Annotated in this window: 23 protein-coding genes; 10 read left to right on the top strand and 13 right to left on the bottom strand. The window is 70.6% G+C overall.

Annotated elements, in window-relative coordinates; all coding sequences use genetic code 11:
* The first annotated feature begins 20 nt into the window (after positions 1-20).
* Positions 21-1,403: an MFS transporter gene (locus Q9S71_RS03425; RefSeq protein ID WP_217529728.1), complete on the top strand. Its 1,383-nt coding sequence runs from the start codon at positions 21-23 to the stop codon at positions 1,401-1,403.
* A gap of 44 nt (positions 1,404-1,447) precedes the next feature.
* Entirely contained in the window at positions 1,448-3,322 is a 1,875-nt protein-coding gene (locus tag Q9S71_RS03420; RefSeq protein ID WP_311860509.1) for an FAD-dependent monooxygenase, read from the top strand.
* A gap of 74 nt (positions 3,323-3,396) precedes the next feature.
* Here the strand turns inward: Q9S71_RS03420 and Q9S71_RS03415 are convergent, their stop codons facing one another.
* Entirely contained in the window at positions 3,397-4,485 is a 1,089-nt protein-coding gene (locus Q9S71_RS03415) for a hypothetical protein (RefSeq protein WP_311860507.1), read from the bottom strand.
* Positions 4,486-4,932: 447 nt separating this feature from the next.
* Between Q9S71_RS03415 and treS the strand changes: the two genes are divergently transcribed.
* Together treS and Q9S71_RS03405 are read left to right on the top strand one after the other, a co-directional pair.
* Complete coding sequence (treS, locus tag Q9S71_RS03410) at positions 4,933-7,218, top strand: maltose alpha-D-glucosyltransferase (protein WP_311860506.1); 2,286 nt, start codon at positions 4,933-4,935, stop codon at positions 7,216-7,218.
* A gap of 62 nt (positions 7,219-7,280) precedes the next feature.
* A complete protein-coding gene (locus Q9S71_RS03405; protein ID WP_422880328.1) occupies positions 7,281-7,580 on the top strand; it encodes a DUF3072 domain-containing protein in 300 nt (99 codons plus the stop codon).
* 22 nt (positions 7,581-7,602) lie between these two features.
* On the opposite strand, the gene Q9S71_RS03400 is transcribed toward Q9S71_RS03405, so the two are convergent.
* The 8 genes from Q9S71_RS03400 to Q9S71_RS03365 all read right to left on the bottom strand — a co-directional run bounded on the left by Q9S71_RS03400 (position 7,603) and on the right by Q9S71_RS03365 (position 16,459).
* Positions 7,603-8,844, bottom strand: a complete 1,242-nt coding sequence (locus Q9S71_RS03400) for a maltokinase N-terminal cap-like domain-containing protein (RefSeq protein ID WP_311860505.1) — start codon at positions 8,842-8,844, stop codon at positions 7,603-7,605.
* A gap of 76 nt (positions 8,845-8,920) precedes the next feature.
* Positions 8,921-10,387, bottom strand: a complete 1,467-nt coding sequence (locus Q9S71_RS03395; protein WP_311860504.1) for a sensor histidine kinase — start codon at positions 10,385-10,387, stop codon at positions 8,921-8,923.
* Positions 10,384-11,112, bottom strand: a complete 729-nt coding sequence (locus Q9S71_RS03390; protein ID WP_311860503.1) for a response regulator transcription factor — start codon at positions 11,110-11,112, stop codon at positions 10,384-10,386. Before Q9S71_RS03390 ends, Q9S71_RS03395 begins: the two co-directional genes overlap by 4 nt.
* 76 nt (positions 11,113-11,188) lie before the next feature.
* Entirely contained in the window at positions 11,189-12,964 is a 1,776-nt protein-coding gene (locus Q9S71_RS03385; protein WP_311860502.1) for a carbohydrate-binding domain-containing protein, read from the bottom strand.
* Positions 12,949-13,752 carry a polyphosphate polymerase domain-containing protein gene (locus tag Q9S71_RS03380; RefSeq protein ID WP_311860501.1) on the bottom strand — a complete coding sequence of 268 codons (804 nt, stop codon included), beginning with the start codon at positions 13,750-13,752 and terminating at the stop codon, positions 12,949-12,951. The genes Q9S71_RS03385 and Q9S71_RS03380 overlap by 16 nt, the downstream gene beginning before the upstream one ends.
* Entirely contained in the window at positions 13,749-14,369 is a 621-nt protein-coding gene (locus tag Q9S71_RS03375; protein WP_311285165.1) for a DUF4956 domain-containing protein, read from the bottom strand. The genes Q9S71_RS03380 and Q9S71_RS03375 overlap by 4 nt, the downstream gene beginning before the upstream one ends.
* The gene (locus Q9S71_RS03370; protein WP_311860500.1) at positions 14,366-15,505 is read right to left on the bottom strand and encodes a GtrA family protein; all 1,140 of its coding nucleotides are present in this window, start codon (positions 15,503-15,505) and stop codon (positions 14,366-14,368) included. Before Q9S71_RS03370 ends, Q9S71_RS03375 begins: the two co-directional genes overlap by 4 nt.
* Positions 15,506-15,508: 3 nt before the next feature.
* Positions 15,509-16,459, bottom strand: coding sequence for a phosphodiester glycosidase family protein (locus Q9S71_RS03365; protein WP_311860499.1), 951 nt, complete (start codon positions 16,457-16,459; stop codon positions 15,509-15,511).
* Positions 16,460-16,574: 115 nt separating this feature from the next.
* Between Q9S71_RS03365 and Q9S71_RS03360 the strand changes: the two genes are divergently transcribed.
* Entirely contained in the window at positions 16,575-17,258 is a 684-nt protein-coding gene (locus Q9S71_RS03360) for a hypothetical protein (protein ID WP_311860498.1), read from the top strand.
* Positions 17,259-17,330: 72 nt separating this feature from the next.
* Positions 17,331-18,716: a cytochrome P450 gene (locus Q9S71_RS03355; protein ID WP_311860497.1), complete on the top strand. Its 1,386-nt coding sequence runs from the start codon at positions 17,331-17,333 to the stop codon at positions 18,714-18,716.
* 13 nt (positions 18,717-18,729) lie between these two features.
* On the opposite strand, the gene Q9S71_RS03350 is transcribed toward Q9S71_RS03355, so the two are convergent.
* On the bottom strand, positions 18,730-18,933 hold the full coding sequence (locus tag Q9S71_RS03350; protein WP_311860496.1) for a hypothetical protein: 204 nt from the start codon (positions 18,931-18,933) through the stop codon (positions 18,730-18,732).
* Positions 18,934-19,020: 87 nt separating this feature from the next.
* On the opposite strand from Q9S71_RS03350, the gene Q9S71_RS03345 reads away from it, so the two are divergent.
* The 4 genes from Q9S71_RS03345 (at position 19,021) to Q9S71_RS03330 (ending at position 21,954) form a co-directional block, all read left to right on the top strand.
* Positions 19,021-19,479: a GNAT family N-acetyltransferase gene (locus tag Q9S71_RS03345; protein WP_311860495.1), complete on the top strand. Its 459-nt coding sequence runs from the start codon at positions 19,021-19,023 to the stop codon at positions 19,477-19,479.
* Positions 19,480-19,541: 62 nt separating this feature from the next.
* On the top strand, positions 19,542-19,877 hold the full coding sequence (locus Q9S71_RS03340) for a hypothetical protein (RefSeq protein ID WP_311860494.1): 336 nt from the start codon (positions 19,542-19,544) through the stop codon (positions 19,875-19,877).
* Positions 19,878-19,945: 68 nt separating this feature from the next.
* On the top strand, positions 19,946-20,758 hold the full coding sequence (locus Q9S71_RS03335; protein WP_311860492.1) for an ATP-grasp fold amidoligase family protein: 813 nt from the start codon (positions 19,946-19,948) through the stop codon (positions 20,756-20,758).
* The gene (locus Q9S71_RS03330) at positions 20,755-21,954 is read left to right on the top strand and encodes a glycosyltransferase family 4 protein (RefSeq protein WP_311860491.1); all 1,200 of its coding nucleotides are present in this window, start codon (positions 20,755-20,757) and stop codon (positions 21,952-21,954) included. Before Q9S71_RS03335 ends, Q9S71_RS03330 begins: the two co-directional genes overlap by 4 nt.
* A gap of 84 nt (positions 21,955-22,038) precedes the next feature.
* Here the strand turns inward: Q9S71_RS03330 and Q9S71_RS03325 are convergent, their stop codons facing one another.
* From Q9S71_RS03325 to Q9S71_RS03315, 3 genes are read right to left on the bottom strand one after another with little or no spacing between them, the layout of a single operon-like run.
* Positions 22,039-23,310 carry an ABC transporter substrate-binding protein gene (locus Q9S71_RS03325; RefSeq protein WP_311860490.1) on the bottom strand — a complete coding sequence of 424 codons (1,272 nt, stop codon included), beginning with the start codon at positions 23,308-23,310 and terminating at the stop codon, positions 22,039-22,041.
* Between the two features lie 55 nt (positions 23,311-23,365).
* Positions 23,366-24,187 carry a carbohydrate ABC transporter permease gene (locus tag Q9S71_RS03320; protein WP_311860489.1) on the bottom strand — a complete coding sequence of 274 codons (822 nt, stop codon included), beginning with the start codon at positions 24,185-24,187 and terminating at the stop codon, positions 23,366-23,368.
* A complete protein-coding gene (locus Q9S71_RS03315; protein ID WP_311860488.1) occupies positions 24,184-25,053 on the bottom strand; it encodes a carbohydrate ABC transporter permease in 870 nt (289 codons plus the stop codon). The genes Q9S71_RS03320 and Q9S71_RS03315 overlap by 4 nt, the downstream gene beginning before the upstream one ends.
* Positions 25,054-25,113 lie beyond the last annotated feature (60 nt).

Genomic DNA, 25,113 nt, shown 5'->3' with positions numbered 1-25,113 from the left:
GTCACCAGGAGTCAATGAAGATGAGCGAATCCTCGCGCACGGGGTTCACCCCCACCGGAACGATCAGCAGCCCCACCGACCGTCGCCGCGTCGTGTTCGCGACCGTCGTCGGCACCACCGTCGAGTGGTACGACTTCTTCATCTACGCCCAGGCGGCGGGGCTCGTCTTCGCGCAGCTGTTCTTCGCGCCGCTCGGCGAGAGCACGGCGACGATCCTGTCGTTCCTCACCGTGGGCATCAGCTTCCTGTTCCGCCCGCTCGGCGCGTTCCTGGCCGGACATTTCGGCGACAAGTACGGCCGCCGCGTGGTGCTGGTGGTGACGCTCATCCTGATGGGTGTGGCGACGACGCTCGTCGGCCTGCTGCCCACCTGGACCGTCATCGGCCTCGCCGCCCCGATCCTGCTGATCTTCCTGCGCATCCTGCAGGGCATCTCGGCCGGCGGCGAGTGGGGCGGCGCGGTGCTCATGGCCGTGGAGCACGCCCCCAAGCAGAAGCGCGGACTCTTCGGCGCCTCGCCGCAGATCGGTGTGCCGATCGGTCTGCTGCTGGCCTCGGGGATGATGGCACTCATGTCGGTGCTCGCCCCGGGCGACGCGTTCCTCGAGTGGGGCTGGCGTGTGCCGTTCCTCTTCTCGATCGTGCTGATCCTCGTCGGGTACTACATCCGCCGCCGTGTCGAGGAGAGCCCCGTCTTCCTCGAGCTCGCCGAGCGCAAGGAGCGCACGCGCACCCCCATCGTGCAGCTGTTCCGCAAGCACGCGCTCCTCGTCGTCATCGCGGCGCTCGTGTTCGCCGGCAACAACGCCGCCGGATACATGACCACCGGCGGCTACATCCAGAACTACGCCACCAACCCCGAGGGGCCGCTCGCGATGGATCGCAGCGGTGTGCTCCTGGCCGTCACGGGCTCGGCCCTGTTCTGGCTCGCCTCGACCTGGACCGCCGGGTGGATCAGCGACCGCATCGGCCGGCGCTCGACCTACATCGGCGGCTGGATCCTGCAGCTGATCGGCGTGTTCACCCTCTTCCCGCTCGTGAACACCGGAGACCTCGGCCTCCTGTTCACGGCCCTCGCGATCCTCGCGATCGGCCTCGGCTTCACCTACGGGCAGCAGTCCGCGTACTACGCCGAGCTCTTCCCCGCCTCGATCCGGTTCTCGGGCGTCTCGATCTCGTACGCGATCGGCGCGATCCTCGGCGGCGCGTTCGCCCCCACCATCGCGACCGCGCTCGTGCAGGCGACGGGGTCGACCTGGTCGGTCGCGTTCTACCTGGCGGGGATGACGGTGCTCGGCCTGCTGGCGACGCTGCTGCTGCGTGATCGCACCGGCATCCCCCTCGGACCCGATCACGAGGAGGAACAGGCGAAGAGCCCGATCTACGGGGTGTCCCGGGCCTGAGATCCCGGATGCCGCGTCCGACCGTCCTCCCGAAAGCGAGCACCATGCAGTTCCACCACCACGGATACGTCTCCGGGGACCCTCGCGTCGAGAACGCCGCCGGCACGGGGATCGACCGACCCGAGGAGCTTCCCGACGAAACCGACGTCCTGATCGTCGGGTCGGGACCGGCCGGGATGCTGCTGGCCGCCCAGATGTCGCAGTTCCCGGCGGTCTCGACGCGCATCATCGAGCGGCGCGGCGGGCGGCTGCCCCTCGGCCAGGCCGACGGCATCCAGCCGCGCAGCGTCGAGACGTTCCAGGCGTTCGGGTTCGCCGAGCGGATCACCGCCGAGGCCTACAACATCGGGTACATGAACTTCTGGGGCCCGGACCCGGAGGACCCGTCGCGCATCCGCCGCACCAGCCGCACGGAGGACTACGGGCTGAAGATCAGCGAGTTCCCGCACCTGATCGTCAACCAGGCGCGCGTGCTCGACTACTTCGCCGAGGCGGCGGCGCTCGGCCCCGGCCGCATCCGCCCGGACTACGGCGTCGAGTTCGTCGCACTCACCCGGGACGACGCGGACGAGTACCCGCTCGCGGTGCGGGTGCGCCACGTCGAAGGTGCGCGGGCCGGCGAGGAGCGCACGATCCGCGCGAAGTTCGTCGTCGGATGCGACGGGGCGCGCAGCGGCGTGCGCGAGGCGATCGGCCGACGGCACGTCGGGCGGTTCGCGGCGCACGCGTGGGGCGTCATGGACGTGCTCGTGAACACGGACTTCCCCGACTGGCGCATCAAGTGCGCGATCACCTCCGAGGCGGGCAACATCCTGCACATCCCGCGCGAGGGCGGGTACCTCTCGCGCATGTACATCGACCTCGGCGAGGTGCCCGACACCGACAACCGGGCGGTGCGCAGCACCCCCATCGAGGAGATCATCCGCCGCGCGAATGAGATCCTGCACCCGTACTCGATCGACGTGAAACAGGTCGCCTGGCACAGCGTGTACGAGGTCGGGCACCGCGTCACCGACCGGTTCGACGACGTCGAGGACGGCGACGGTCGCACGCCCCGGGTGTTCCTCACCGGCGACGCCTGCCACACGCACAGCGCGAAGGCGGGGCAGGGCATGAACGTGTCGATGCAGGACGGGTTCAACCTCGGCTGGAAGCTCGGGCACGTCCTCACCGGGCTGGCCCCGGCATCCCTCCTCTCGACCTACTCGGGCGAACGTCAGCCGGTCGCGCAGCAGCTCATCGACTTCGACCGCGAGTGGTCCTCGCTCATGGCCCGCAAGCCCCACGAGATCTCGGACCCCGACGACCTCGCGAACTACTACCTCGCGACCGCCGAGTTCCCCTCGGGGTTCATGACGCGCTACGAGCCGTCGGCGATCGTCGCGGACGACCGGCACCAGGCGCTCGCGGAGGGCTACCCCGTCGGCAAGCGTTTCGCGTCGGTCCCGGTGACCCGGGTGGGCGACGGCAACGTCGTGCACCTCGGCCACCATGCCCGCGCCGACGGACGTTGGCGGGTCTACGCCTTCGCCGACCCGGATGCCGCGGCCCTGGGCACGTGGGCGGAGTGGGCGGCATCCGCCGATTCACCGCTGGTGCGGTTCACGCCCGCCGGCGCCGACGTCGACGCGGTGTTCGACGTGAAGGTCGTGTACCCGCAGTCGTACGACGAGGTGGATCTGCTCGCGGTGCCGGAGGTCTTCCGGCCGCGGACCGGCCCGCTCGGCCTCATGGACTGGGAGAAGGTCTACGCGGCCGGGCCCGGCGCCTGGAACTCCGTCGACATCTTCGCCGAGCGCGGCATCGACCGCCGCGGCGCCGTCGTCGTCGTGCGCCCCGACCAGTACGTCGCCGCGGTGCTGCCGCTCGAGGCCACCGCTGAGCTCGACGCCTTCCTCACCGGCGCGTTCGCGGGCTGAGGCGTCGTCGACCCGACGCGAACTGCTGCCATCGAGCGGCGGAGACAGCAGATCGCGTCGGGTCGGCGGTGTGCTTACCAGCTGCGAGAGGCGGAGGTCACGGTCTTGGTGAGCTTCGTCTCGGGCACCACGAAGCGGTAGGTGCCCTTCGACTTCGCGGTGTAGGAGGCCTTGCCGGAGCTGTTCGTCTTCCGGGTGGCGATCGTCTTCCAGCCCTTCGCCGAGCGCTTCTGCACCTTCACCGTGGTGTCCTTCGGCGCCGCGGTGAAACCCGCTCCGGCGTTGAAGGAGACCGAGGCGGTGTACGTCGTCGCGACGACCGCGCCCCAGGAGTAGGTCGCCTCGGACGAGATGCCGACCTTGCCGGCCGCCTTACCCGTCGTCTTCTTCGCGATGGTCTTGGCGCCGGTCGCATCCGCCCAGTGGGTCGGCGCGGACTGGAGCTGTGCGCGCCACGTGCCCTTCGCGTCGTCGCGGATGACGGCCGTGTAGGCCCCCTTGCTGTTGCTCGTGACGGTCTTCTTCGTGACCCAGGTCGAGCCGCTCTTCTTCTGCAGCGCGACGCGGGAGCCGGACTGCGGCACGAAGGCGCGAGAGCAGCACGACGGGTCGAAGCGTGTCACCGTCCCCGAGAAGGCGAGGCCGTCGATCCGGCGGGTGAGGCGCATCGTGGTGTCGGCGGCATGACGCAGATCGACGGTCGCGTTCGTGAACACGACCCGCGGGCTGTCCGTCCAGTAGTCGGCACCGTTGGCCGACGCCCAGGAGTAGCTCAGGCTCGCGTCCTGCACGGTGGCGGTATACGTGCCGGCGATGGCGAAGTCGGGATAGGCGGGGAGCTCGAGCTGGACCCGGCCGTTCTGATAGTCGACTCGCGACGTGTCGATCCGCCACGAGCGCAGCTCACGGTTGTCCTTCTTGCGGATGAGGGCGATGGTCACGCTCTCGAGGCAGTCGGGCGCCTGCCCGGCGCTGGATTTCGCGACATCCACATAGAAGATCTGCTCGTGCGACGCCGCGGAGATCTTCTTCGGCGCCGTCAGTGTCACCGTGCAGGCGTTGACGATCGCCGCGTTCGCCGGCGCCGCGGCGACGAGTGATGAGAGCACGAGCGCGGTCGCCACCCCCACCGTGGTCGCGATCTTTGTGAACCGGAATGTCATGCGTTTCCTCCTGCATGGGACGGGGCGTGCGATCGCACGCGGCCTCACATTAGGGAGTTCTCATCCACCGGACGGGTCGTCGGAGGCTATCCGGACGAACCCGGACACCCCAGTGCGAGCGTGGGTGCGCCTCCGCTCGACAGGTCGGCGATGAGCGCCTCCACGCCGGCGAATGTCGTCTCGGATGCGACCGGACGTCCTCGATGCCCTGACCGACGACTCACGTCACCGCGTCGACCCGACGCGACCTGCGCCCATCCCGGCCCCGAACGCCGCACTTCGCGCCGGGTCGCGACGTCGAGACGTCGCAGATGGTCGCGCGAGCGGTGGGGGAGCGACCATGTGCGACGCCTCGGCGTTCGGGGCCGAGCGCCGGGGCTCATATCGCGGCGAGAAAGTCGGCACCACCCCTTCCGGGCGACGGGGCGGAGTTCGTAGCGTGGAGCCATGGCGCGTGACGACGACCGACCCGAGGACCTCTACACCGGACCCATCGACCTGTCGGCGCTCGCCGCGGAGGACGGCGATCTCGAGATGCCCGAGATCAGCTACGACGAGCAGCGCTACCCCGCGCGCCCGCGTCGTCTCCGCCCGCGCGACAACCTGCGCGGCAGCAGTGTGCGCCGGATCCGCACCGACCCGCGTACGGCGAACGGGACGAACCCGTCGTACGTCGAGTGGCTGGTGCGTCAGTCGATGCTGAAGGATGCCGACGTCCTCGCCCGTCAGCTGTCGGGGCAACCCACGATGTGGCGCAACGCCTACGCGCGCCCGGACGCGCGGCGGGCCATCGCGACCAGCGACGTGTGGTTCACCGCCTACCCGATCTCGCTCATCACGCGTCCCGGGCAGTCGTTCCTGTCGGCCCTCGGCGACGACGAGCTGTGGTCGGTCTTCGAGCGGATCGGCATCACCGCCATCCACACCGGGCCCGTCAAGCGCGCCGGCGGCATCGAGGGCTGGGGTGAGACTCCGAGCGTCGACGGCCACTTCGACCGCATCAGCACGGCGATCGACCCCGCGTTCGGGACGGAGGACGAGTTCCGCGCCCTCTGCGACGTCGCCGACTCCCACGGCGGCAGCATCATCGACGACATCGTCCCCGGTCACACGGGCAAGGGGGCGGACTTCCGCCTCGCTGAGATGGGTTTCAAGGACTACCCGGGGATCTACCACATGGTCGCGATCCCGCCGGAGGACTGGCACCTCCTCCCCGACGTGCCCGAGGGCTACGACAGCGTCAACCTCGACCCGGCGACCGAGCACACCCTCGCCGAGCACGGGTACATCATCGGGGCGCTGCAGCGCGTCATCTTCTACACGCCCGGCGTGAAGGAGACGAACTGGAGTGCGACGGCGCCGGCGATCGGGCCCGACGGCGTCACCCGCCGCTGGGTGTACCTGCACTACTTCAAGCAGGGCCAGCCCTCGATCAACTGGCTCGACCCGACGTTCGCCGGCATGCGCCTCGTGATCGGCGACGCGCTGCACTCGCTCGGTGAGCTCGGCACGAGCGCGCTGCGCCTCGACGCGAACGGCTTCCTCGGGGTGGAGAAGAGCGCCGAGGGTCTGCCGGCGTGGTCGGAGGGGCATCCGCTCTCGCACGCGGCGAACCACATCATCGCGGGCATGGTGCGCAAGGTCGGCGGCTTCACCTTCCAGGAGCTGAACCTCACGATGGAGGACATCCGCGACACGGGCGCCGTCGGCGCCGACCTGTCGTACGACTTCATCGGACGGCCGGGCTACCACCACGCCCTCGCCACCGGGCAGACCGAATTCCTGCGGCTGGCGCTCACCTCGTCGCTCGAGCTCGGGGTCGCCCCCGTGCAGCTCGTGCACGGGCTGCAGAACCACGACGAGCTCACCTACGAGCTCGTCCACTGGGCCACCCGGCACGCCGACGAGGAGTACGCCTTCCGCGGCGACGTCATCACCGGCGGCGAGCTCGCCGAGGTCGTGCGCGCCGAGCTGACCGAGAAGCTGGTGGATGCCGGTGACTACAACCGCGTGTTCACGCAGAACGGCATCGCCTGCACATCGACCTCGCTCATCGCGGCGACCCGCGGCATCCCGTCCCTCGACGACATCACCGACGACGACGTCCCCGCGATCCGCGACGCGCATCTGCTGCTCTGCGCCTACAACGCCTGGCAGCCGGGTGTCTTCGGCCTGTCGGGCTGGGACCTCGTCGGCATGCTGACGCTGCCCGGCGACGAGGTCGCCGACCTCATCGGCGCCGGCGACACCCGCTGGATCGAGCGGGGCGCGCACGACCTGCTCGACGTCGACCCGGGGGCGACGCGGTCGACCTCGGGCATGCCGCGCGGTCGGGCGCTCTACGGTCCGCTGCCCGCGCAGCTCGAGGACCCGGGCTCGTTCGCGTCGCGTCTGTCGGCGATCATCGACCTGCGCCGCGCGCACGGCGTCGCGACGGCGACCCAGGTGGACATCCCCGAGGTGGCGCACGCCGGCATGCTCGTTCTGGTCCACCGGCTGGACGAGGGGGTGCCGGATGCCGACGCGCCCGTGCAGGTGACGGTCCTGAACTTCTCGTCAGAGCCGATCGAGGGCACCGTGCGGTCCGAGCACCTGGCCCCGCAGAGCGAGGTGCGCGACGCGGCGGCCGACGAGGTCGTCGGCCGGGTCGACGACCTGCAGAGCTTCTCGGTGTCGCTGCCCGCCTACGGGGCCCTGTTCCTGCTGCTCGAGCCCCAGCCCGACGAGGAGTGACCGATCGGATGCCGGTGCGCAAGCCCTCTCGTGATGTCGGGAGCGGTGCGTAGCGTCGTCGCATGAGCGACCAGAGCATCCCCTCCGAGAACGACGCCACCGGCCCCGCCGAGAGCCACTCCCTTCCGCCCGAGACCGGGCAGCCCGGCGAGATGCTCGGCGGGCCGAGCGGAGACACCGCGGTCAAGGACCCCGAGGAGTGGGTCACCGGCGACGAGCCGATGACGGGCGCGCAGCGCAGCTACCTCGACACCCTCGCGCGGGAGGCGGGCGAGCAGATCCCCGCCGACCTCACGAAGGCGCAGGCATCGGAGCACATCGACCGCCTGCAGCAGGCGACGGGGCGCGGCGCCTCCGACTGATCGGCGACGGCGCCGCGCTCGGTCAGGCGAGCGCGGCGTCGATGCCGGCGAGCGGAACGGGCAGCCAGTCCGGACGGTTGCGGGCCTCGTAGATCGACTCGTACACGGCCTTGTCGAGCACGAGTGCGCGGAGCAGCACGGGGTCGAGGGCGATCGCCCCGGGCGCGGCGGTATAGGCGGAGAGGAAGGCCTCGCGGCAGGCCGCCGCCCAGGCCGCGGCATCCGGTCCTGCCCCGACGGCGCCGGCGTAGTCGAAGGAACGCAGCATTCCGGCCACGTCGCGCGGCGGGAGGTCGGGGATCGCCCGCTCGGCCATGGGGCGCAGGGGTTCGCCCTCGAAGTCGACGATCCGCCAGCCGCCGTGCGGCACGGCGAGCACCTGTCCGAGGTGCAGGTCGCCGTGGATGCGCTGCAGTCTCGGCCAGGGGCGGTCGAGCGCGGCGGCGTACACGGCGTCGATCGCCGCGAGCCGGTCGGCGACGGCGGGGACTTCGGCGGAGGCGATCGCCAGGCGTCGGCGCCAGGCGCGGCCCACCGCGGCGAGCTGGTCGGGCGAGGCATCCATCGATTCGAGGGCGTCGCTGAGCGCGCCGTGCACCCCGGCGACGGCGACCCCGAGGTCGTGGGCGGCGTCGGTGAAGTCGCGGCCCTCGCGGGCGGCGTCGAGTGCGATCGCCCACCCGTCGCGTACGCCGGGCAGGAACTCCTGCGCGAACCCGAGGGTCCCGCGTGCCGCGCCGGAGTCGCGGCCGACGTCGGGCCATTCGGCATCCGCGCTGCCGTAGAAGCGCGGCACGTACGGCGAGCCGGCTTCGCTCAGCACGCGCTGCACCGTGACGTCGGGGTTCTCGCCGTGGTGCAGCGTCCGGAAGAGTTTGAGGATGATGGCGGGTGCGCCGTCGACGTCGTAGACGATCGAGGTGTTCGACTGCTCGCCGGTGAGCACACGCGAGCCCGTCACGCGGCTCGTATCGACACCCATGTCCGCGAGGAGGCCGACGGTGAAGGCGGGATGCCGCGTGGCATCCACCACCGCATGCCCTTCCGCGGTCGTGGTGACGACCTCCAGGTCGCCGGGGTCGCTCACCTCGGCGAGCGGCACGTTGTAGAGCGTGGGCACCGCGCCGGCGTCGTCCATGAGGAGGTACCGGGTCGCCCCCGCCACGGTCTGCGTGTCGAGCACGCGGAACTGCGGATCGTGACTCTTGCCCGCATACCAGCGCTGCCGCGCCACCCAGGCACCGAGGTCGTCGTCGAATTCCACACGTCCAGCCTGGCCCGAGCACGCCGCCCCGCGGAAGGGGTGGACGAGGAATCGTCGAGACGTTAGGGGACGGCGGTCACGCCAGCGGCAGGCGGAGGGTGAACGCGGTGTGTCCGGGGGTGCTCTCGACACCGATCGAGCCGTCGTGGGCGGCCACGATCGCTTCGGCGATCGACAGGCCGAGCCCGGTGCTCCCGGCATCCCGGTTGCGCGAAACGTCGCCCCGCGCGAACCGTTCGAACAACCTGTCGCGGATGTCGGGCGCGATGCCGGGTCCGTCGTCGGTCACCTCGAGCACCGCATGCTCGCCGTCCAGCCGGAGGGCGAGGACCACGCGGGTACCGGGTGGTGTGTGGGTGCGGGCGTTGCGCAGGAGGTTCGCGACCACCTGCCGGAGCCGATTCTCGTCGCCGGTCACCTCGATCGTGTCGTCGTCGCCGAGGTCGAGCAGCCACGTCCGCGACGGGTCCGCGGCATGGGCGTCGCTGACCGCGTCGATCGCGAGCATCGTGAGGTCCACGCTCTCGCGGCGCAGCCGCTGACCGGCGTCGAGCCGCGCGAGCAGCAGCAGGTCCTCGACGAGGTCGGCCATGCGGGTGGACTCCGAGGCGATCCGGTCGAAGGCGCGTTGCTGAGTGGGTGTCATCGGCGCGTTCTCGCCGAGGGAGAGTTGCGCGTACCCGCGGATCGACGCGAGAGGCGTACGCAGCTCGTGACTGGCATCGGCGATGAAGCGCCGGAGCTGATCCTCGCTGTGCTGGCGTGAGGTCAGCGCCGACTCGATGTGGGCCAGCAGGACGTTCAGGGAATGACCCACCCGACCGACCTCGGTCGCCGGGTCGGTGTCGCGGTCGGGCACGCGCTCGGGGATCTCGACCTCGCCGATGGCGAGCGGGCGCGCCGCCACGCGGTCGGCGACGGCGGCGACACGGTCCAGCGGACGAAGGGTCCGGCGGACGACGAGCGAGAGGCCGATGAGGACGAGCAGCAGCGCACTCCCGGCCACGGCGACCTGGATGACGGTGAGGGCGGATGTCGTGGCGGTCACCTCGGCGAGCGAGATGCCGGCGACCACCCGCATCCCGTTCTCCTCCTGAGCCGCCAGGCGGAACTCGCCGAGGCCCTCGCCGAGGTCGACCGTCTCGGGTGTGCGCGAGGGGAGCTCTGCGCGTGTGATCGCCTCGAGCTCACTCTCGTCGAGCGTCGTCTCCTGGCCGTCGTCGCCCGTGTAGCTCGACGACACCACCGAACCGTCCGAGGCGAACACGGCGTGCAGCGAGCCGATGCGCGGTGCGGGACCTTCGCGGTCACCGGGGGCGCCGTCGGACGGGAAGGATCCCCCCGGCATCCCCCCGCCGACGCGGACGATCTGCAGGGCCTCGAGCACCTGCCCGTCGAGCCTGTCGTAGACGAAGGTCCGCAGGGCGAGCGAGGTCACCAGGCCCGTGACGAGCAGCGCGATCGCCACGAGCGCACCGGTGCCGACGACGAGGGTGCGCCGGAGCGTCCAGCGGCTCCGACCGCTGCGAGCCGCCTCCGTCATGAGGCCGTCTTGATCGTGTACCCGACGCCGCGCACGGTGTGGATGAGAGGTTCGCCGAGGGTGTCGATCTTCTTGCGGAGGTAGGAGATGTAGATCTCGACGACGCTCGACGTGCCGCCGAAGTCGTAGCTCCACACCTGGTCGAGGATCTGGGACCGGGAGAGGACCCGCCGCGGATTCTGCATGAGGTAGCGGAGCAGCTCGAACTCCTTCGCCGTCAGCTTGATGGGGATGCCGCCGCGCTCCACCTCGTACGTCTCCTCGTCGAGGGTGAGGTCGCCCACCCGCAGACGCGTCTCGGCCGCGGCGGTCGCGGCCACGTGACGACGCGCCATGGCGCGCAGCCTCACGACGACCTCCTCGAGGTTGAACGGCTTGGTCAGGTAGTCGTCGCCGCCCGCACTGATGCCGGCGATGCGATCCTCCACCGCATCCTTCGCCGTCAGGAACAGGACGGGAACGTCGTTGCCGGCGGAGCGCAGGCGGCGCAGCACCTCCATGCCGTCGATGCCCGGCATCATGATGTCGAGCACGAGGATGTCGGGGGCGAACTCGCGCACCAGGGTGAGGGCCTCCTGGCCGTTCGCGGCGGTGCGGGCGTCCCAGCCCTCGTTCTGCAGCGCCATGCGGAGCAGATCGCTGAGGTTCGCCTCGTCGTCGACGACCAGCACGCGGATCGGGGAGCCGTCGATGCGGGTCATCGGAGTCGGGCGGGTGGCGTTCATGGCATCAGCTTTCCGTTTTCGAGGGGGGAATGCGACCGTGCGACGGCCCGGACAGGCACACCGCACGGTCGCGGGATCAGGAGCGTGCGCCGGCGCCGGGGGCACCGTCGGGCGCGGTGCCTCCTCCGGGGCCGCCGCCCATTCCGCCTCCCATCCCACCGGCGACGGCCTCACCGGCCGTCACCGCGACCGACGCGCCGCCCGCGGACACCGTGTAGGTGCCGTCGGCGTCGATGTCGGACGAGGAGAACACCACGGTCTGGAACTCCTTCTCCGCGGTGGTGGAGAAGACGACCGTGCCGTCGGCATCCGTGATCTGGATCTCGTCGCCGGCAGAGCCGCTGACGGTCGCGGCGATCCACGCCTGTGCGCTGCCGCTGTCGGGCGACTCCGCCATGCCCGAGCTGCCCACGGCGAGGAGCGTGCCGCCGGAGACATCGAAGCCCCCGTTGCTGTCGAGCGCGCCGTTGCCGGACGAGGTCGGACCCCAGACGACGATGTCGCCGCCGGTCACGGTCACGGAGCCGTTCGAGTCGATGCCGTCGCCGCCGGCATCCACCGTCAGGGTGCCTCCCGAGATCGTGATGGTCTCACCGGTGTCGGCCATGCCGCCCCCCATGCCGCCCTGGTCGGCGCTTGCGGCGCCGGCGTCGCCGCTGCCGTTCAGTGCGTCGTCGGAGGACGTGACCGCGACGTCACCACCGCTGATGGTGATGTTGGTCGCCTCGAGTCCCTCGTTCGACTGTCCGACGGTCACCGTGCCGCCACCGATCTCCAGCGCCGCCTCGGCGTGCGCACCGTCGTCTCCCGCGCTGATCGTGACCGTTCCGCCGAGGATCCCGATCGAGCCGTCCGAATGCAGACCGTCGTCCGCGGCGGACACGTCGACCGAGCCCTCGCCGATCGCGACGACGACCCCCGCGCTGATGCCCTTCGAGCCGGCGTCCGCCGCGCCCTCGGCGCTGATCGACACCGTCCCGCCAGTGATCACGGCATCGGTGGTTGCGGCGATGCCGTCGTCGCCACTGGTGGCGGTGATGTCACCGCCGGAGATCCAGACGTACCCACGCGTGGCGTCTTCGTCGTCGTCGCTCCTCAGCGCATCGCCGCCGGCAGTGACGTCGAGCGTTCCGCCCGAGATGACGAGGGCGTCCTTGCCGCGGAGGGCGTCGTCGGCGGCATCCACCGTGATCGTCCCGCCGATGATCGCGAGGTCGTCCGTGCTGGCGATGCCGTCGTTGCCGTTCCCCGAGATGACGAGCGAACCGGTTCCACCGATGGTCAGGTCGGCATCGGCGTAGATCGCCGCGTTCGCTGCGGCGCTGTCGTCGTAGCTCGCGGCGTCCGAGACCGAGTTCTCGCTGCCGTCGGCGAGCGAGATGGCGACGTCGTCGGCCGTCGTGACCGAGATGGCGGCGCCGTCGTCGTTCGTGATGTCGACGCCGTCGAGGATGAGGACGACCTGCGCGTCGTCGGGTGCGGCGACGACGACAGATCCGGCGAGGTCGCCGCTGAGCCGGTAGACGCCGGCGGCCGAGATGGTGACCGTGCCGCCATCGACGCTCACGCCGTCGCCGGACGCCGTCGCGGTCGATCCCTCGAGAGTGACGTCGATCGCGTCGCCCGCCGACCACTCGTCATCCTCCACAACCGTGGCGTCCTCGTTCGCGGCGAGGACGGCCGTCGGGTCGAGGTCGGAGTCGATGTCGGCGACCGCGACGGTGGCGGAGTCGTCCGTCGTGGATGTGGTCCCGCTCGCGTCGGTCGAGGCGACGCCGGTGACGGCGCACCCCGCGAGGACGAGGCCGGCGAGGGCGAGGGGGACGGCAGGAAGGATCAGGCGGCGGCGCATGGCAGCTCCTCGGTGTGGATGGTGGTGGTAGCGGGGGAGAAGGGGCCGCGCAGGAGGCGTCCCCATCGGTTGCGGGGGAGTTCGGGGCTCATCGCGGCGAGTCCGGTCGCGTATTTGCTGACCGAGACGGGACGGTGCCCGGCGCGCCACAGCAGTCGGTCGAGGGCGGATGCCGACGACGGCGACTTCGTCTCGACGATCGCCAGATCGGGGAGGGAGAAGCCGGAGCCGTCGGGGCGGTCCCAGCGCAGGTCGGTGTCGATGGTCGCCCGCGACGACTGGTCGGGGGCGAGGAGTGTGGCACGTGCGTACCGGGTGACGAGCGTGGCATCCAGCTCGTCGACGCGACCGCTGTCGACGCCGATCGTGGCGAAGGCGGCGGCGACCTCTTCTTGGGCTTCGGGGGTGAGGACGGCGCGCTGGGCGACGTCGTACTCCGACCGTTCCTTGACCGTCGTCCCACGAGCGCCGCGCGTCTTGATCTCGAGGTAGGCGGCGTGGGTGTCGACGTAGGTGCGGGTACGGAGCTTGAATCGACGGCGGCGGGGCTGCGCGGCCATGTGGAAGCTCAGCAGGTCGGGGGTGTCGAAGTAGACGGACTCGTAGGCGAATCGGCGGGCGCCGCCGATGTCGAGGACGCGGGTGCGCTCGTCGACCCGCGAGAGCAGGCCGTCCAGTGCGGACTGGGGCACGACGTACTTGCGGTCGACGCGGGCCAGGAGTGCCGCCTCGGCCACCATGTCCTCGAGGCTCACCCCGTCGAAGCGGGCGAGGGCGTCGGGGCTCATCGGACCGCTCCGGCTGCGAGGCGGCCGTCCACCTGCGACCCCGTCGAGTCGGGGGCGGGGCGATCGTTGTCCGCGATGCGGTAGCGCACGTCGACGGTGGTCGTGTCGTTCACGAGGTCGAGCTCCTGCACGGTCAGCGAGGTGACCTCTCCGCCGAGCCGCTGCCCGACCAGGGCGCGGAGCGCGGTCTCGTCGGCCTCGGCACGGTCGAGGCGCACCACTTGGTGGCGGCTGCGGGAGAGCAGACGCGGGTGGTCGGCCGCCCACATCACGACGAGGATCAGCGCGATGAGTCCGGTGACGGGCAGGATGTCGGTGGTCGGGAGGCCGGCCATGAGGCCTGTGGCCAGTGCGGCGAAGTAGTAGGCCACCTCGCGCTGCGAGATCTCCGACGACCGGAGCCGGATGATCGAGAGCACGCCGAACAGCCCGAGGCCGAGTCCGAGCGCGACCTCGGCGGTGCCGAGGACGGTCGCGACGGCCATCACCCCGACGTTGACCCCGAGGAAGGCGACGACCAGGTCGCGGCGGCGGTGGCGTCGGTAGTAGAGCCCCAGGCTGAGGATGAGGGCGGCGGCGAGGTCGATCGCGATGAGCGAGATCGAGGCGATGGTCATGGGTTCCTCCGTGGGGATGTGGTGACGATCTCCATTCGAGTGGCGGCACCTTCACCGTTCCTAAGAGGCGCATTGACCGCCGATTCGAGGCGGGAACCGCGCAGGTTCCGGCCGAACACCACGCTCCGCTGGATGAGGTAGCCGAGCGTGAACAGCGCCGCCTCGGTGACGAGCTTGGCGGCGAGCAGCGGCATCCCGGCCGCGGTGAGCATCGTCATCCAGGCGACGTTCGAGGCCAGCAGTGCGCCGGCGAGGAGCGCGTACCGTGTCGCCTGGCGGCGCAGCGCACCGGTACCGTCGCGACGGAAGACGACGTGCCGATTGACGACGAAGTTCACGGTCGCGCTGACGACCCGGGCGGCGACGATGGACGGGATCAAGGCTCCCGTCACCGCGGTCAGGACGAGGAGCAGCAGGGTGTCGACGGCGAACGCGAACAGCGACGAGGCCGCGAACAGCAGCAAGGGCACCCCTACGCGCAGGGTGTCGACCAGGGGGCGGAAGTGGCTCGACGCGTTCCCCGCCACATAGACGGTCTCGATCGGGACCTCGCACGTCTCCCACCCGTCGCGGTGACAGCGCAGGAGCACGTTCTGCTCGTACTCGAAGCGGTCGCCGCGCTGAGCGAGCAGCCAGGGCAGCATGACGGGCGGGATGCCGCGCAGCCCGGTCTGGGTGTCGGAGAGGGTCCATCCCGCCGCGAGACGGAACGTCGCCCGCGCCGCCGCGTTGCCGAGCCTGCTGCGCATCGGATTGCCGCGTCGGCCGGTGTCGCGGCATCCGAGCACCATCACCGGCGCGCCGGAGTCGACCGCGGCGACGGTGGCGGCGCCGACGTTCAGGATGTCGGCGACCGTGTGCTGGCCGTCGGCATCGGCCGTGACCACGGAATGTCCGGGGAAGGCGCTCATCGCGTGCCCGAACCCCGTGCGCAGCGCTGCGCCCTTCCCCTGGTTCCGCACGTGTCCGAGGACCGTCGCCCCGAGCGACGCGACGTCGTCGAAGACGGCGGCATGGCGGGGTCCGCTGCCGTCGTCGACGACGACGATCGGGATGCCGGGGGCGGAGATCGTGAGCGCGCCGACCAGGTCGGTCAGGGCGACGTCGGGTTCGTAGGCCGGGATGAGGATGATCACGGCTCACTCCGCGATGTAGAGGACGTCGCTCGTGCCGCGCTCGCCGCCGTTGGAGGGCCGGTTCACGACCTCGCCGTCGAAGAACATCGTCGACGACCCGCCGCCGTCGAGGTTGTACGCGGTCTCGGCGCCGAGGTCGATCATGATCTGGGCGAGCTCGGTGAGGGTCGCTCCGCGGCTGTAGCCCTCGCTGCGGCCGTCGACGACGACGAAGACGAGATGGTTGTCGTCGATCACGCCGACGGCGGTGCGCGGCTGCTCACCCTGGATCGAATGGTTGCCGACGTTGGTGTCGACCTCGACGTCCTCGATCCCGGCCACGACGGCGCCGTCGTCGACGAGTGCGGGGCCGAAGCTGAGGGTGTTCCAGACCCCGTCGGCGAGTAGCTGGTCGGCGCTCGTGGCCGTCTCGTCGTAGACCTGCACCGTTCCGTCGGCGTAGAAGGCCAGCCCGGCGCGGGCGGGGGAATCGCGGTAGACGACCCCGTTGCGGATGACGATGCCGGTGTCGCGGAAGCCGTAGTAGTCGCCGTTGATCGCGAACACGGCGTCGTTGTCCTCGGCGATCCCGCTCGTGGTCTCGGTGATGTTCTCGCCGAACTGATCCTTCGCGAACGCGGAGCGCAACCGGGTGGCCTCTGAGAGGACCACATCGGCGACGTAGTACGTGAGGGTGTCGTCGCCCGAACCGGTGACGACCTGCGACACGGTGACGGTGGTCTCGCCGTCCGAATAGGTGTCGCCCTCGACGACACCCGCCGGGTTCGTCGCCGACGTCGTCGGCTCGATGGCCGAGTTCTCGGCCTCATATGCCGAGACGTCGGAGATCTCGACGTGCTCGACGAGGAAGCGGTCAGCGGCCCACGCCGTGGCCCCTCCGACGGCGAGGGCGACGGTGAGGCCGCCGGCGATGAGGGCGGTCCGAAGGTGGCGCGGTTCCGTGGTGTGAGGCATGCCTCCAGGAGTACGGACGCGAGGTCGGGCGGATGTTGACCGATCCTGAGAACGGGATTAACGACGCAGCGGCGACGCGCAACGGGCTGTGTCATGATCGGCCCAGGGGGGGACGATGACGGACGAGACCGCGGACACGGCGCAGGCCGGTGCCCGACCCTTCGTGCAGCGGAGGGTCGTCGTGGTCACCGCGATCGTGGTCGCCGCGGTCCTGGTCGTCGTGCTCGGGTGGCAGATCGCCGCGCGGTCGGCCCTTGGCGGCGTGCGCGTCGTTTACGACGCGCGGCCGATCGTCTGCGAGGGGGCCGAGGTCGGCCTCCACCCCTCCGGAGCCGCGGATGCCTCCCGCGAGGAGGATGCGCTCGCGGGGGACGAGCAGTTCTACGAGCCGGTGGTGGGTGTCGTGCCCGGGATGACCTGCGGCCTGCGCCTGCACGTCGTCAACGAGGGGTGGAGCGACGTCGACGTCCGCACCGTCGCGCTGCCGTCGATGGGCGGATCGTTCCTGTCCCTCGTGAAGCCCCTGTTCGTGAACCCGAACGGTCAGGTGCGGCTGGCCGACTCCGAGGATGCCGCCGTCTTCGCCGTCGACGAATTGACGGTTCCCGCGCGGGGCAGCCAGGTCCTCACCGTCCTGCTCGAAGCGGATGAGGCGGATGCGGATTCCTACGAGCCCTGCTCCGGGTATCGGCCGCAGAGCCCCGAGGTGACGCTGTCCGCCCTCGGTGTGGACCGCACCGTGGCCGCGCCAGAGGGCGGCGTCTGGTACTTCGACGGTCCTTCCGGCGACTGCGAGTGACCCCGGTTACCATACGCCGTTCGCTGCCGCAGGCCCCTGTCCCGTCGGGGTGAGCCCTGCGAGCGTCGAAGCATGTCGACCACCAATGAGATCTCGACGCCCGTTCCCGACGCCCGCGCCGGCCACACCGCGGACCCGACCCGGGGTGTCGTCGCGCGACCGGCGTGGCGCGACGACTCCGCCTCGCTGCTGACCCGCGGCTACCGGTTCGGCGAGCGCATCTGGCGACGCGTGCCGGACGGCGCGCGGTCCGCACCGATGCGCCTGCTCTTCTCGGACGCGCTCCTCGTCCGCGGCGCGGAGGGCGTCGCGGCGTTCTACGACGATGCGCGCGTCGCGCGGCACGGCGCCATGCCGCCCTTCATCCAGGAGACGCTGTTCGGGCATGAGTCGGTGCACAGCCTCGACGGGGACGATCACCGGCATCGCAAGGCCACCTTCGTCTCGGCGCTCTACGAGGACGATCAGGTCGCGCGGCTGCGCCCGCACCTCGAACGGGAGTGGCGGCACGAGGTCGACGCCTGGATCGCCGGCGGGGAACGGTCGGCGTACGACGCCGCCGTCGGCGCCCTGGGCCGCGCGATCATGCGGTGGGCGGGTCTGCCCGGCACCGGCGAGGCGAAGACCCGGTGGGCGCGGCGTCAGGCGCAGATCGTCGACGGGTTCGGCGTGCCCTACTCGCCCGAGTACGTGCTGTCCGCCCTGAACCGACGCTGGTCGGACCGCCACGCCGAGCAGCTCATCCGCGCCGTCCGCGCGGGCCGGCTCGACGCTCATCCGGACACCGCGCTGTCAGCGTGGGCGTGGCACCAGGACCGGAACGGGCGGCTTCTCGGCGCGCGTCTCGCGGGGATCGAACTGCAGAACAGCTTCCGCCCGATGATCGCCGTCGCCCGCTTCACCGCCTTCGCCGCGAAGCGGCTGCAGGAGCTGCCCGAATGGCGCGAGCGCATCGCCGCGGAGGTCGCCGAGCGTGCCTCACTGGTCGACGGCCCGCTTGCGACCGCTTTCGCTCAGGAGATCCGGCGCACGGCGCCCTTCGTCCCGATGCTGCCGGCGTTCGCGACACAGGACATCGAGGTCGACGGTCGCACGGTGCGCGCCGGTGGTCGCATCGTGCTCGACATCCTCGGGACGGACACGGACGACCGGTCCTGGGAGCGTCCCGACGTGTTCGACCCGGAGCGCTTCCTCGGCGTGGACGACTACGAGGCGGTCGCGGCCTTCGTCCCGCACGGCGGTGCGGACGTCGCCACGGGCCACCGCTGTCCGGGCGAGAAGCTCGCCATCGCGGGACTCGCGGCATCCATCAGCGCCCTCAGCAACCCCCGACTCGAGGTCCTCCCCGCGGGTCTCGAGGTGAACGAGCGACGGATGCCGACGAAGCCCCGCTCGGGTGGGCGCGTCCGGGCCGCGGGGTCGTCCGACGGCGCGCGCTGCCCGTTCCACCGTCACTAGACAGAGCAGGGGCTCAACGGCCGGTGGGAGGCAACTTCGCCACGCCGTGACGGTTCGGCTCGTCCGGTTCGGCGGCCGTGGCGGGCGATGCGGTGGAACCTCCGTGCGGGGAGTCCGTTCCGGGGTAGGAGGGCTCCTCGATCTCGATCGCGCGGTCGCGGTCCTCCTTCTTGGGCAGGTGGTCCAGTGGCTGTCGGATGTCGTCGGATTCACTCATACCGACACGCTCCGCCGGTGTCGCCGCTCGCGGCAGGGGCTTGCGAGCGGACGGCGGGTGTGGTGCCCTGTCGCGTAGCGTGAAGCGGTGACCGTCGGCATCCATCTGTCCCCGCTCGCCGAGATCCCGCCGGCGACCCTCTACCGGATCCTCTGGCTGCGGGTGAGCGTGTTCGTCGTGGAGCAGCAGGCGGCGTACCCCGAGCTCGACGGCCGCGACATCGAGCCCGGTGCGCTCATCGGATGGGCGGAGGAGGGCGGTGAGATCCTCGGCACCCTGCGGCTGCTCGACGAGCGCGAGCAGTGGCGGATCGGCCGGGTCGTCACGAGCTCCGCGGCGCGCGGCCGTGGAGTCGGCGCCGACCTCATGCGGCGTGCCATCGACCACGCGGCGGGCCTCGACCCGGCGCGCCCGTTCGTCCTCGACGCGCAGGAGCACCTCGCCGGCTGGTACGGCCGCTTCGGCTTCGTCACCTCGGGCCCGTCGTACATCGAGGACCGCATCCCGCATGTGCCGATGACGCGCGCCGCGGACGCCGCAGTGTAAGAGACGGATGCCGGGGGCGCGACCCCCATCGATCCGCGACGATCGGCGGGCACCATCGAGCAATGCTCGAGCTCCACTACTCCGATGGCTACGTCGTCACGACGGACGCGATCGCGGACGCTGTACTGCGGTACGCGCGGAGCCTCGCCGAGCAGAGGACGTCCGACCTCGTCACCGTGCCCATCTCGACGCCCGAGGGACCGGCGACCTCCTCCATGCTCCTCGGACCCGCGAGCCAGCTGTACACGACGCCGCACGTCGGGTCCTCATCATCCCTCGACGACGAGGCATCCGTCATGGATCTCCTCAGCCGCAATGACCGCCTGCTCCACCCGCCGGAGACGACGGGGGAGTACCCGTACGAAGAGGACGACCCCTGGTACGAGGAGTCGTTCTGAGGCGCGCACGCTGGCGGGAGCGCAGCCGCGTCGTCCGGCTCTGGCGGCTGTGGCGGACGCGGCGGCCGGTGACCTTCCGCGAGAAGGTCCGCTACAAGATGCTCCGGGATCACCGGCCCCTGGTCGTCACGTTCGCCGACAAGGCGGCGGTGCGCGACCACGTCGCCGACCGCGTCGGCTCGCAGTACCTTCCCGACGCGACCATCCTGGAGAGCCCGGACGACCTGTTCTCGCTCGAGCTGCCCGACGCGTTCGTGCTGAAGCCCACTCACGGCAGCGGGACGGCGATCATCGTGTCGCCGACGGCGCCGGTCGACGCGCGACTGCCCGAGGACGGCAGCTGGGTCTACCGCCACGTCCGGCCCGAGCACGCTCCGCGCGGGCACCTCGTGCGCATCGCGGGAGAGTGGCTCAGTCAGCTCTACGGGCAGGGCCCCAACCGGGAGTGGGTGTACGGACGGGTGCCGCGCCGGCTCATCGTCGAGGAGATGCTGGGTGGTGAGGCCGACCGCATCCCCGACGACATCAAACTCTTCGTTTTCCATGGCCGGGTGCAGTACGTCCAGGTGGACGCCGGGCGCTTCGCCGGGCGCACGCAGGACTTCTTCGATCGCGACTGGACCCACCTGCCCCTCAGCGGCGGCCCGCCGTGGGCGGATCCCATACCGCCCCGGCCAACAGCGCTCGCCGAGATGATCCGCGTCGCGGAGGCGCTCGCCGAGGGCACCGACTTCGTCCGCGTCGACCTCTACGACGTCGATGGTCGCGTCGTGTTCGGCGAGCTGACGAGCCTTCCCGCCGGCGGTGACAGTCCGTTCCACCCCGATTCGTTCAACACCGAGTTCGGTCGCCACTGGACGGTACCGAGGCGGTACCGGTGACCGAGCGCTGGCTCGTCGCGACGACCGAGTACGCGGGGGTGACCTCCTACACCGGCGGGATCGGTCGGCACTATGCTGCGCTGTTGCCGGCGCTCGCGGCCCAGGGGGTCGGGATCGACCTCGTGGTGTTCTCGGACGGTCCCGTCGCGGCGAGGGTGGCGCCCGGCATCCGTCGGCTGATCGTCGTCCCGACGGAAGGGATGCCGCCTGCCGCCGCCCTGGTCCACCGCGCCCGGGCGGTGCGCCGTGTCTTCCGCAGTCGGGCGTACGACCGCGTGTTCCTGCCGGAGTGGATGGGGCTCGGGTCCCTGCTCCCGTCGGACGCCCCGCTGGTGACGAACCTCGCGACGGGCGTCCGCCTCGCCCACGAGATCTCCGGGCTGCGGCTCGTGGACCTGCCCGCACGGAGCCGGCCGGCGGTCGTGCTCCAGGCGGTCCTCGAGGCTCGGCAGGTGCGGCGCTCCGTGGGGATCGTCGCGATCTCGCACGCGATGGCCGCCCGTGCCCCGCAGATCTGGAACCGGATGCCGCCCGTCGAGGTCGTCCGCAACTGCGTCGACGTCGCCGCGGTCCGCCGCGCGGCTGCCGTCAGTGGGCCGCCGGCGGACTGGCCCGAGTCCTACGGGCCGACCGTCCTGTTCCTGGGGCGCATCGAACGGCGGAAGGGTGTCCTCGACGGTGTCGACGCGTTCGCGCGGATCGCGCCGAGGCATCCCGCCGCGCGGCTGGCGCTCGCGGGCGCCGGAGGCGACGACCGGTTCGAGCCCTCGCGGGCGGCCCTGCTCGAGCGCGTGCCCTCGGCGGCGCGCGACCGGGTGACGTTCCTCGGTCACGTCGCGGGGGAGGAGCTCTACGGGGCCATCGCGGCGGCCGACGTCGTGATGTGCCCGTCCCGGTGGGAGGGCTTCGGCAATGTCGCCGTCGAGGTCAAGGCAGTGGGGACACCGCTCATCGTGACCGGCGGCAGCGGGTTCGACGACTTCTGCGCCGACGGGGACGACAGTCTGGTCGTCCCTCCCGCCGACCCCGACGCACTGGCCGTCGCCCTCTCCCACGTGATCGAGGATCCGCACGCCGCGCGCAGACGGGCAGCGCGGGCCGCGGCCGCCGTCGACCGGTTCGCTCCCGCGCCGGTCGCCGACGACCTCCGCGCGGCGGTGGGCCGGCTCCTTTCGCGTGCCGTCGTCGCGGCGTGAGCCCGCGCCGAGGCGTCGATCCGGGCTGAGCGCGGACATGCCGCACCCTCCTTCGGAGAGTGCGGCATGTCGCCCGGGCCCCGGTCACTGCTGGAAGGCGGCATCCATCTTCGAGAGGACTCCGTCGACGGTGTCCTGACCGCTGAAGAGAGCCTGCACGCCGTCGAACATGGCGGGCTGGACCGTGGTGCTGGGCCAGAGCTGGTCGGGCCACGTCGAGATCTTGTTCTCGGAGACGTACCCGCTCACGAGCTCGGCGACCTGGCTGTCCTGCGTGAGGTCGCCCGGCAGGGCGGCGGTGTCTCCGTACGAGGTCGCGTAGGCGATCTGCGTCTCGGGGCTGGCGAGGAAATCGAGGAACTTCTTCGCCAGATCGAGCTTCGGGCTCTTCGCGTTGACGGCGAAGGACGGGCCGGTGGTCGCGGAGAGGTACGTGTCCTCCGCGTTGTCCGTCGCCGGGAACGCGGCGTAGGTGAGTTGCAGGTCGTCGGGGCCGGTCGAGGCGATGGCCGCCGTCTCGGCCGCGACGCTGACCGTCGCGAGCGTGTCACCGCTGCGGATGCCGTCTTGCGCCTCGGAGTACGGCGTGCCGTTCGGGGATTCGTTGAAGCACCCCGCGTCGTCCAGCTCGAGGTACTTGTCGAGGGCATCGGCCCACGCCGAGTCGGCGAACGTGGCCGTACCGTCGACCTGCTGCTGGGCGAAATCGGGCTGGGTGCCGTAGACGAGCGTCGCCGTCAGCGCGTAGGGGATCAGCTGCGTGGTCCAGGTGTCGGCGAGGCCGAGTCCGTAGGGCACCTTGCCGGCGTCCGATGCGGCGGAACAGAAGTCGAGCACCTCCTGCCAGGTCGTCGGGATGGCGAGGCCCAGCTCATCCAGCTCGCCCTGGTTGTAGATGCCGCCGATGGACGAGAACGTCATCGGGACCGCCACGAGAGCACCGTCGGAGGTGCTGAGGAGATCGCGCGCCGCGTCGGGGATCTCCGCCGCCCAGCCGGCGTCGGAGACGTCGGCCAGGAAGCCCTTGTCGCCGGCGATCTTGACGCTGACGTTGTTGCCGGTACCGGGGAAGACCTGGATGACGTCGGGCGCCGTGTTGCCGGTCAGTTGTGTCGCCGTGATCTGCTGGTAGTTCTCGGGGGAGTCGCGCACCTCCACCTTGACGCCCGGGTTCGCGGCCATGAAGTCGTCGATGACCGACTTCATCGCGTTGCCGCCGTTGGTGCCGACGGTGAGCGTCTGGGCGTCCCCGCCCCCGCCTCCCGTGCCTGCGGGCGAGGTGGAGCACGCCGAGAGCGCCGCGGCGCTCACGGCGATCACGAGGGCTGCAGTGCCCGCGCGAGTCGATGTCTTCAATGACAGCATGGTGTGCCTTTCGGGTGGTGGTGCAGGAGCGGCGGAACGGGAGTGTTCAGCCTTTGAGACCTGATGCGAAGCCCTGCATGATGAAGCGCTGCATCAGGAAGTAGGCGATGAGGATCGGGATGACCGAGGTGATCAGAGCCGAGAAGACGAGCGGCCAATTGGCGCTGTAGACGCTCACGAAGGTGTAGACCGACAGCGGGGCCGTCTGGCTGCTGCTGCCCGCGAGGTAGAGGAGGGGCGTGAAGAAGTCGTTCCACACCGAGAGTGCGGTGAGGATGCCGATGGTCCCCGTCACGGGACGGAGCAGGGGGAACACGACCGACCAGAACATCCGCAGCGACCGCGCGCCGTCGAGCGTCGCCGCCTCCTCGTAATCGCGGGGGAGGTCGCGCAGGAAGGCGGAGTACAGGAAGATCGCGAACGGCAGGAAGCCGCCGACGTTGATGAGGATCACCGCGAGGGGATTCCCCACCAGGCCGAGCGAGGCGAAGCTGAGGTAGAGCGGCAGCATGGCGAGTTGGCCGGGGAAGAGGAATCCCGCGAGGAACAGGTAGAACAGGCCGCGCGAGAGCCGCTGCAGTCGGCGGGTCAGGGTGTACGCGGCCGTCGCCGACAGGCCGATGATCAGTGCCACCGACACGGTGGTGATCACGGCGCTGTTGACGATGCTGGGGCCCATCGCCGATTCGTTCCACGCCGTCGCGAGGTTGCCGAGGTTGAGCGGCCACGTGAAGCCGAGGAATCCCTCGGTCCCGTTCGGATCACGCAGTGCCACAGCGAGCAACACGAACATCGGGATCATGAAGATCACGGCGACCGCGACGAGGACGACCTCCAGGGCGAGCGTGCGGGTCGTGTAGCGGTTCATCCGAGGGCCTTCCGCTGGGTGAGTCGGAACTGGGCGAAAGCGATGACGCCGACGAGGACCGTGAGCACGACACCCTGCGCGAGCGCGCTCGGGTACTGCAGATAGGTGAAGGCCGTCTTGTAGACGAGCGTGGCCATCGTCTCGCTCGCGCCCGAGGGTCCGCCCTCCGTCATGGCGAAGACGGTGTCGAACTGCTTCAGATTGGCGATGAGGGTCAGCAGGAGGTTCACGACGATCGCGCCGTTGATGAGCGGGAGCGTGATCGACCAGGTCCGGCGGAACGAGCCCGCCCCGTCGATGGCGGCGGCTTCGAGAGCCTCGGCGGGTACGGCCTGCAGCCCCGCGAGGTAGATGACCATCGAGTAACCCGCCCCCTGCCAGATGATCGCTGCGCAGATCGAGTAGATGACGATGTCGGGGTCGCCGAGCCAGTTCTGCTGCAGCGCACCGAGTCCGACGCTCTCGAGGAAGGAGTTGACGGTGCCGTTGGGGGTCAGCAGATACCGCCAGAGGTACCCGGCCACGATCGGGGTGAGCACGACGGGGAGGAAGAACACCAGTCGGAGGACGTAGCGGCTCTTGATGGGGGCGTTGAGGCCGAGGGCGAGGAGCAGACCGACGACGTTCTGCCCGACCGTCACGACGATCGTGAGCAGGAAGGTGTTGATGATCGCGCGGATGGAGTTCGGGTCCGAGAGGACGCGGGTGTAGTTCTCGATGCCGACCGCGTCCCACACCGAGCCGAGGCCGTCCCAGTTCGTGAACGAGTAGAACAGGCCCTGACCGTTCGGCCACAGCACGATCGCCGTGTACAGCGCGAGGGCCGGCACGACGTACCAGAACGGCGGGCTGATGCCGGTGGCCACCGGCATCCGCTTCTTCCGCACTCCGGGCGCAGACGGTTCCGCCTGTCGTGCGGACGGCAA

It is taken from the genome of Microbacterium gawkjiense, assembly GCF_031932225.1.
GTDB classification, from domain to species: Bacteria; Actinomycetota; Actinomycetes; order Actinomycetales; family Microbacteriaceae; genus Microbacterium; species Microbacterium gawkjiense.
The sequence above is the reverse complement of the archived record's forward strand: the minus strand, read 5'-3'. Positions and strand labels throughout refer to the sequence as shown.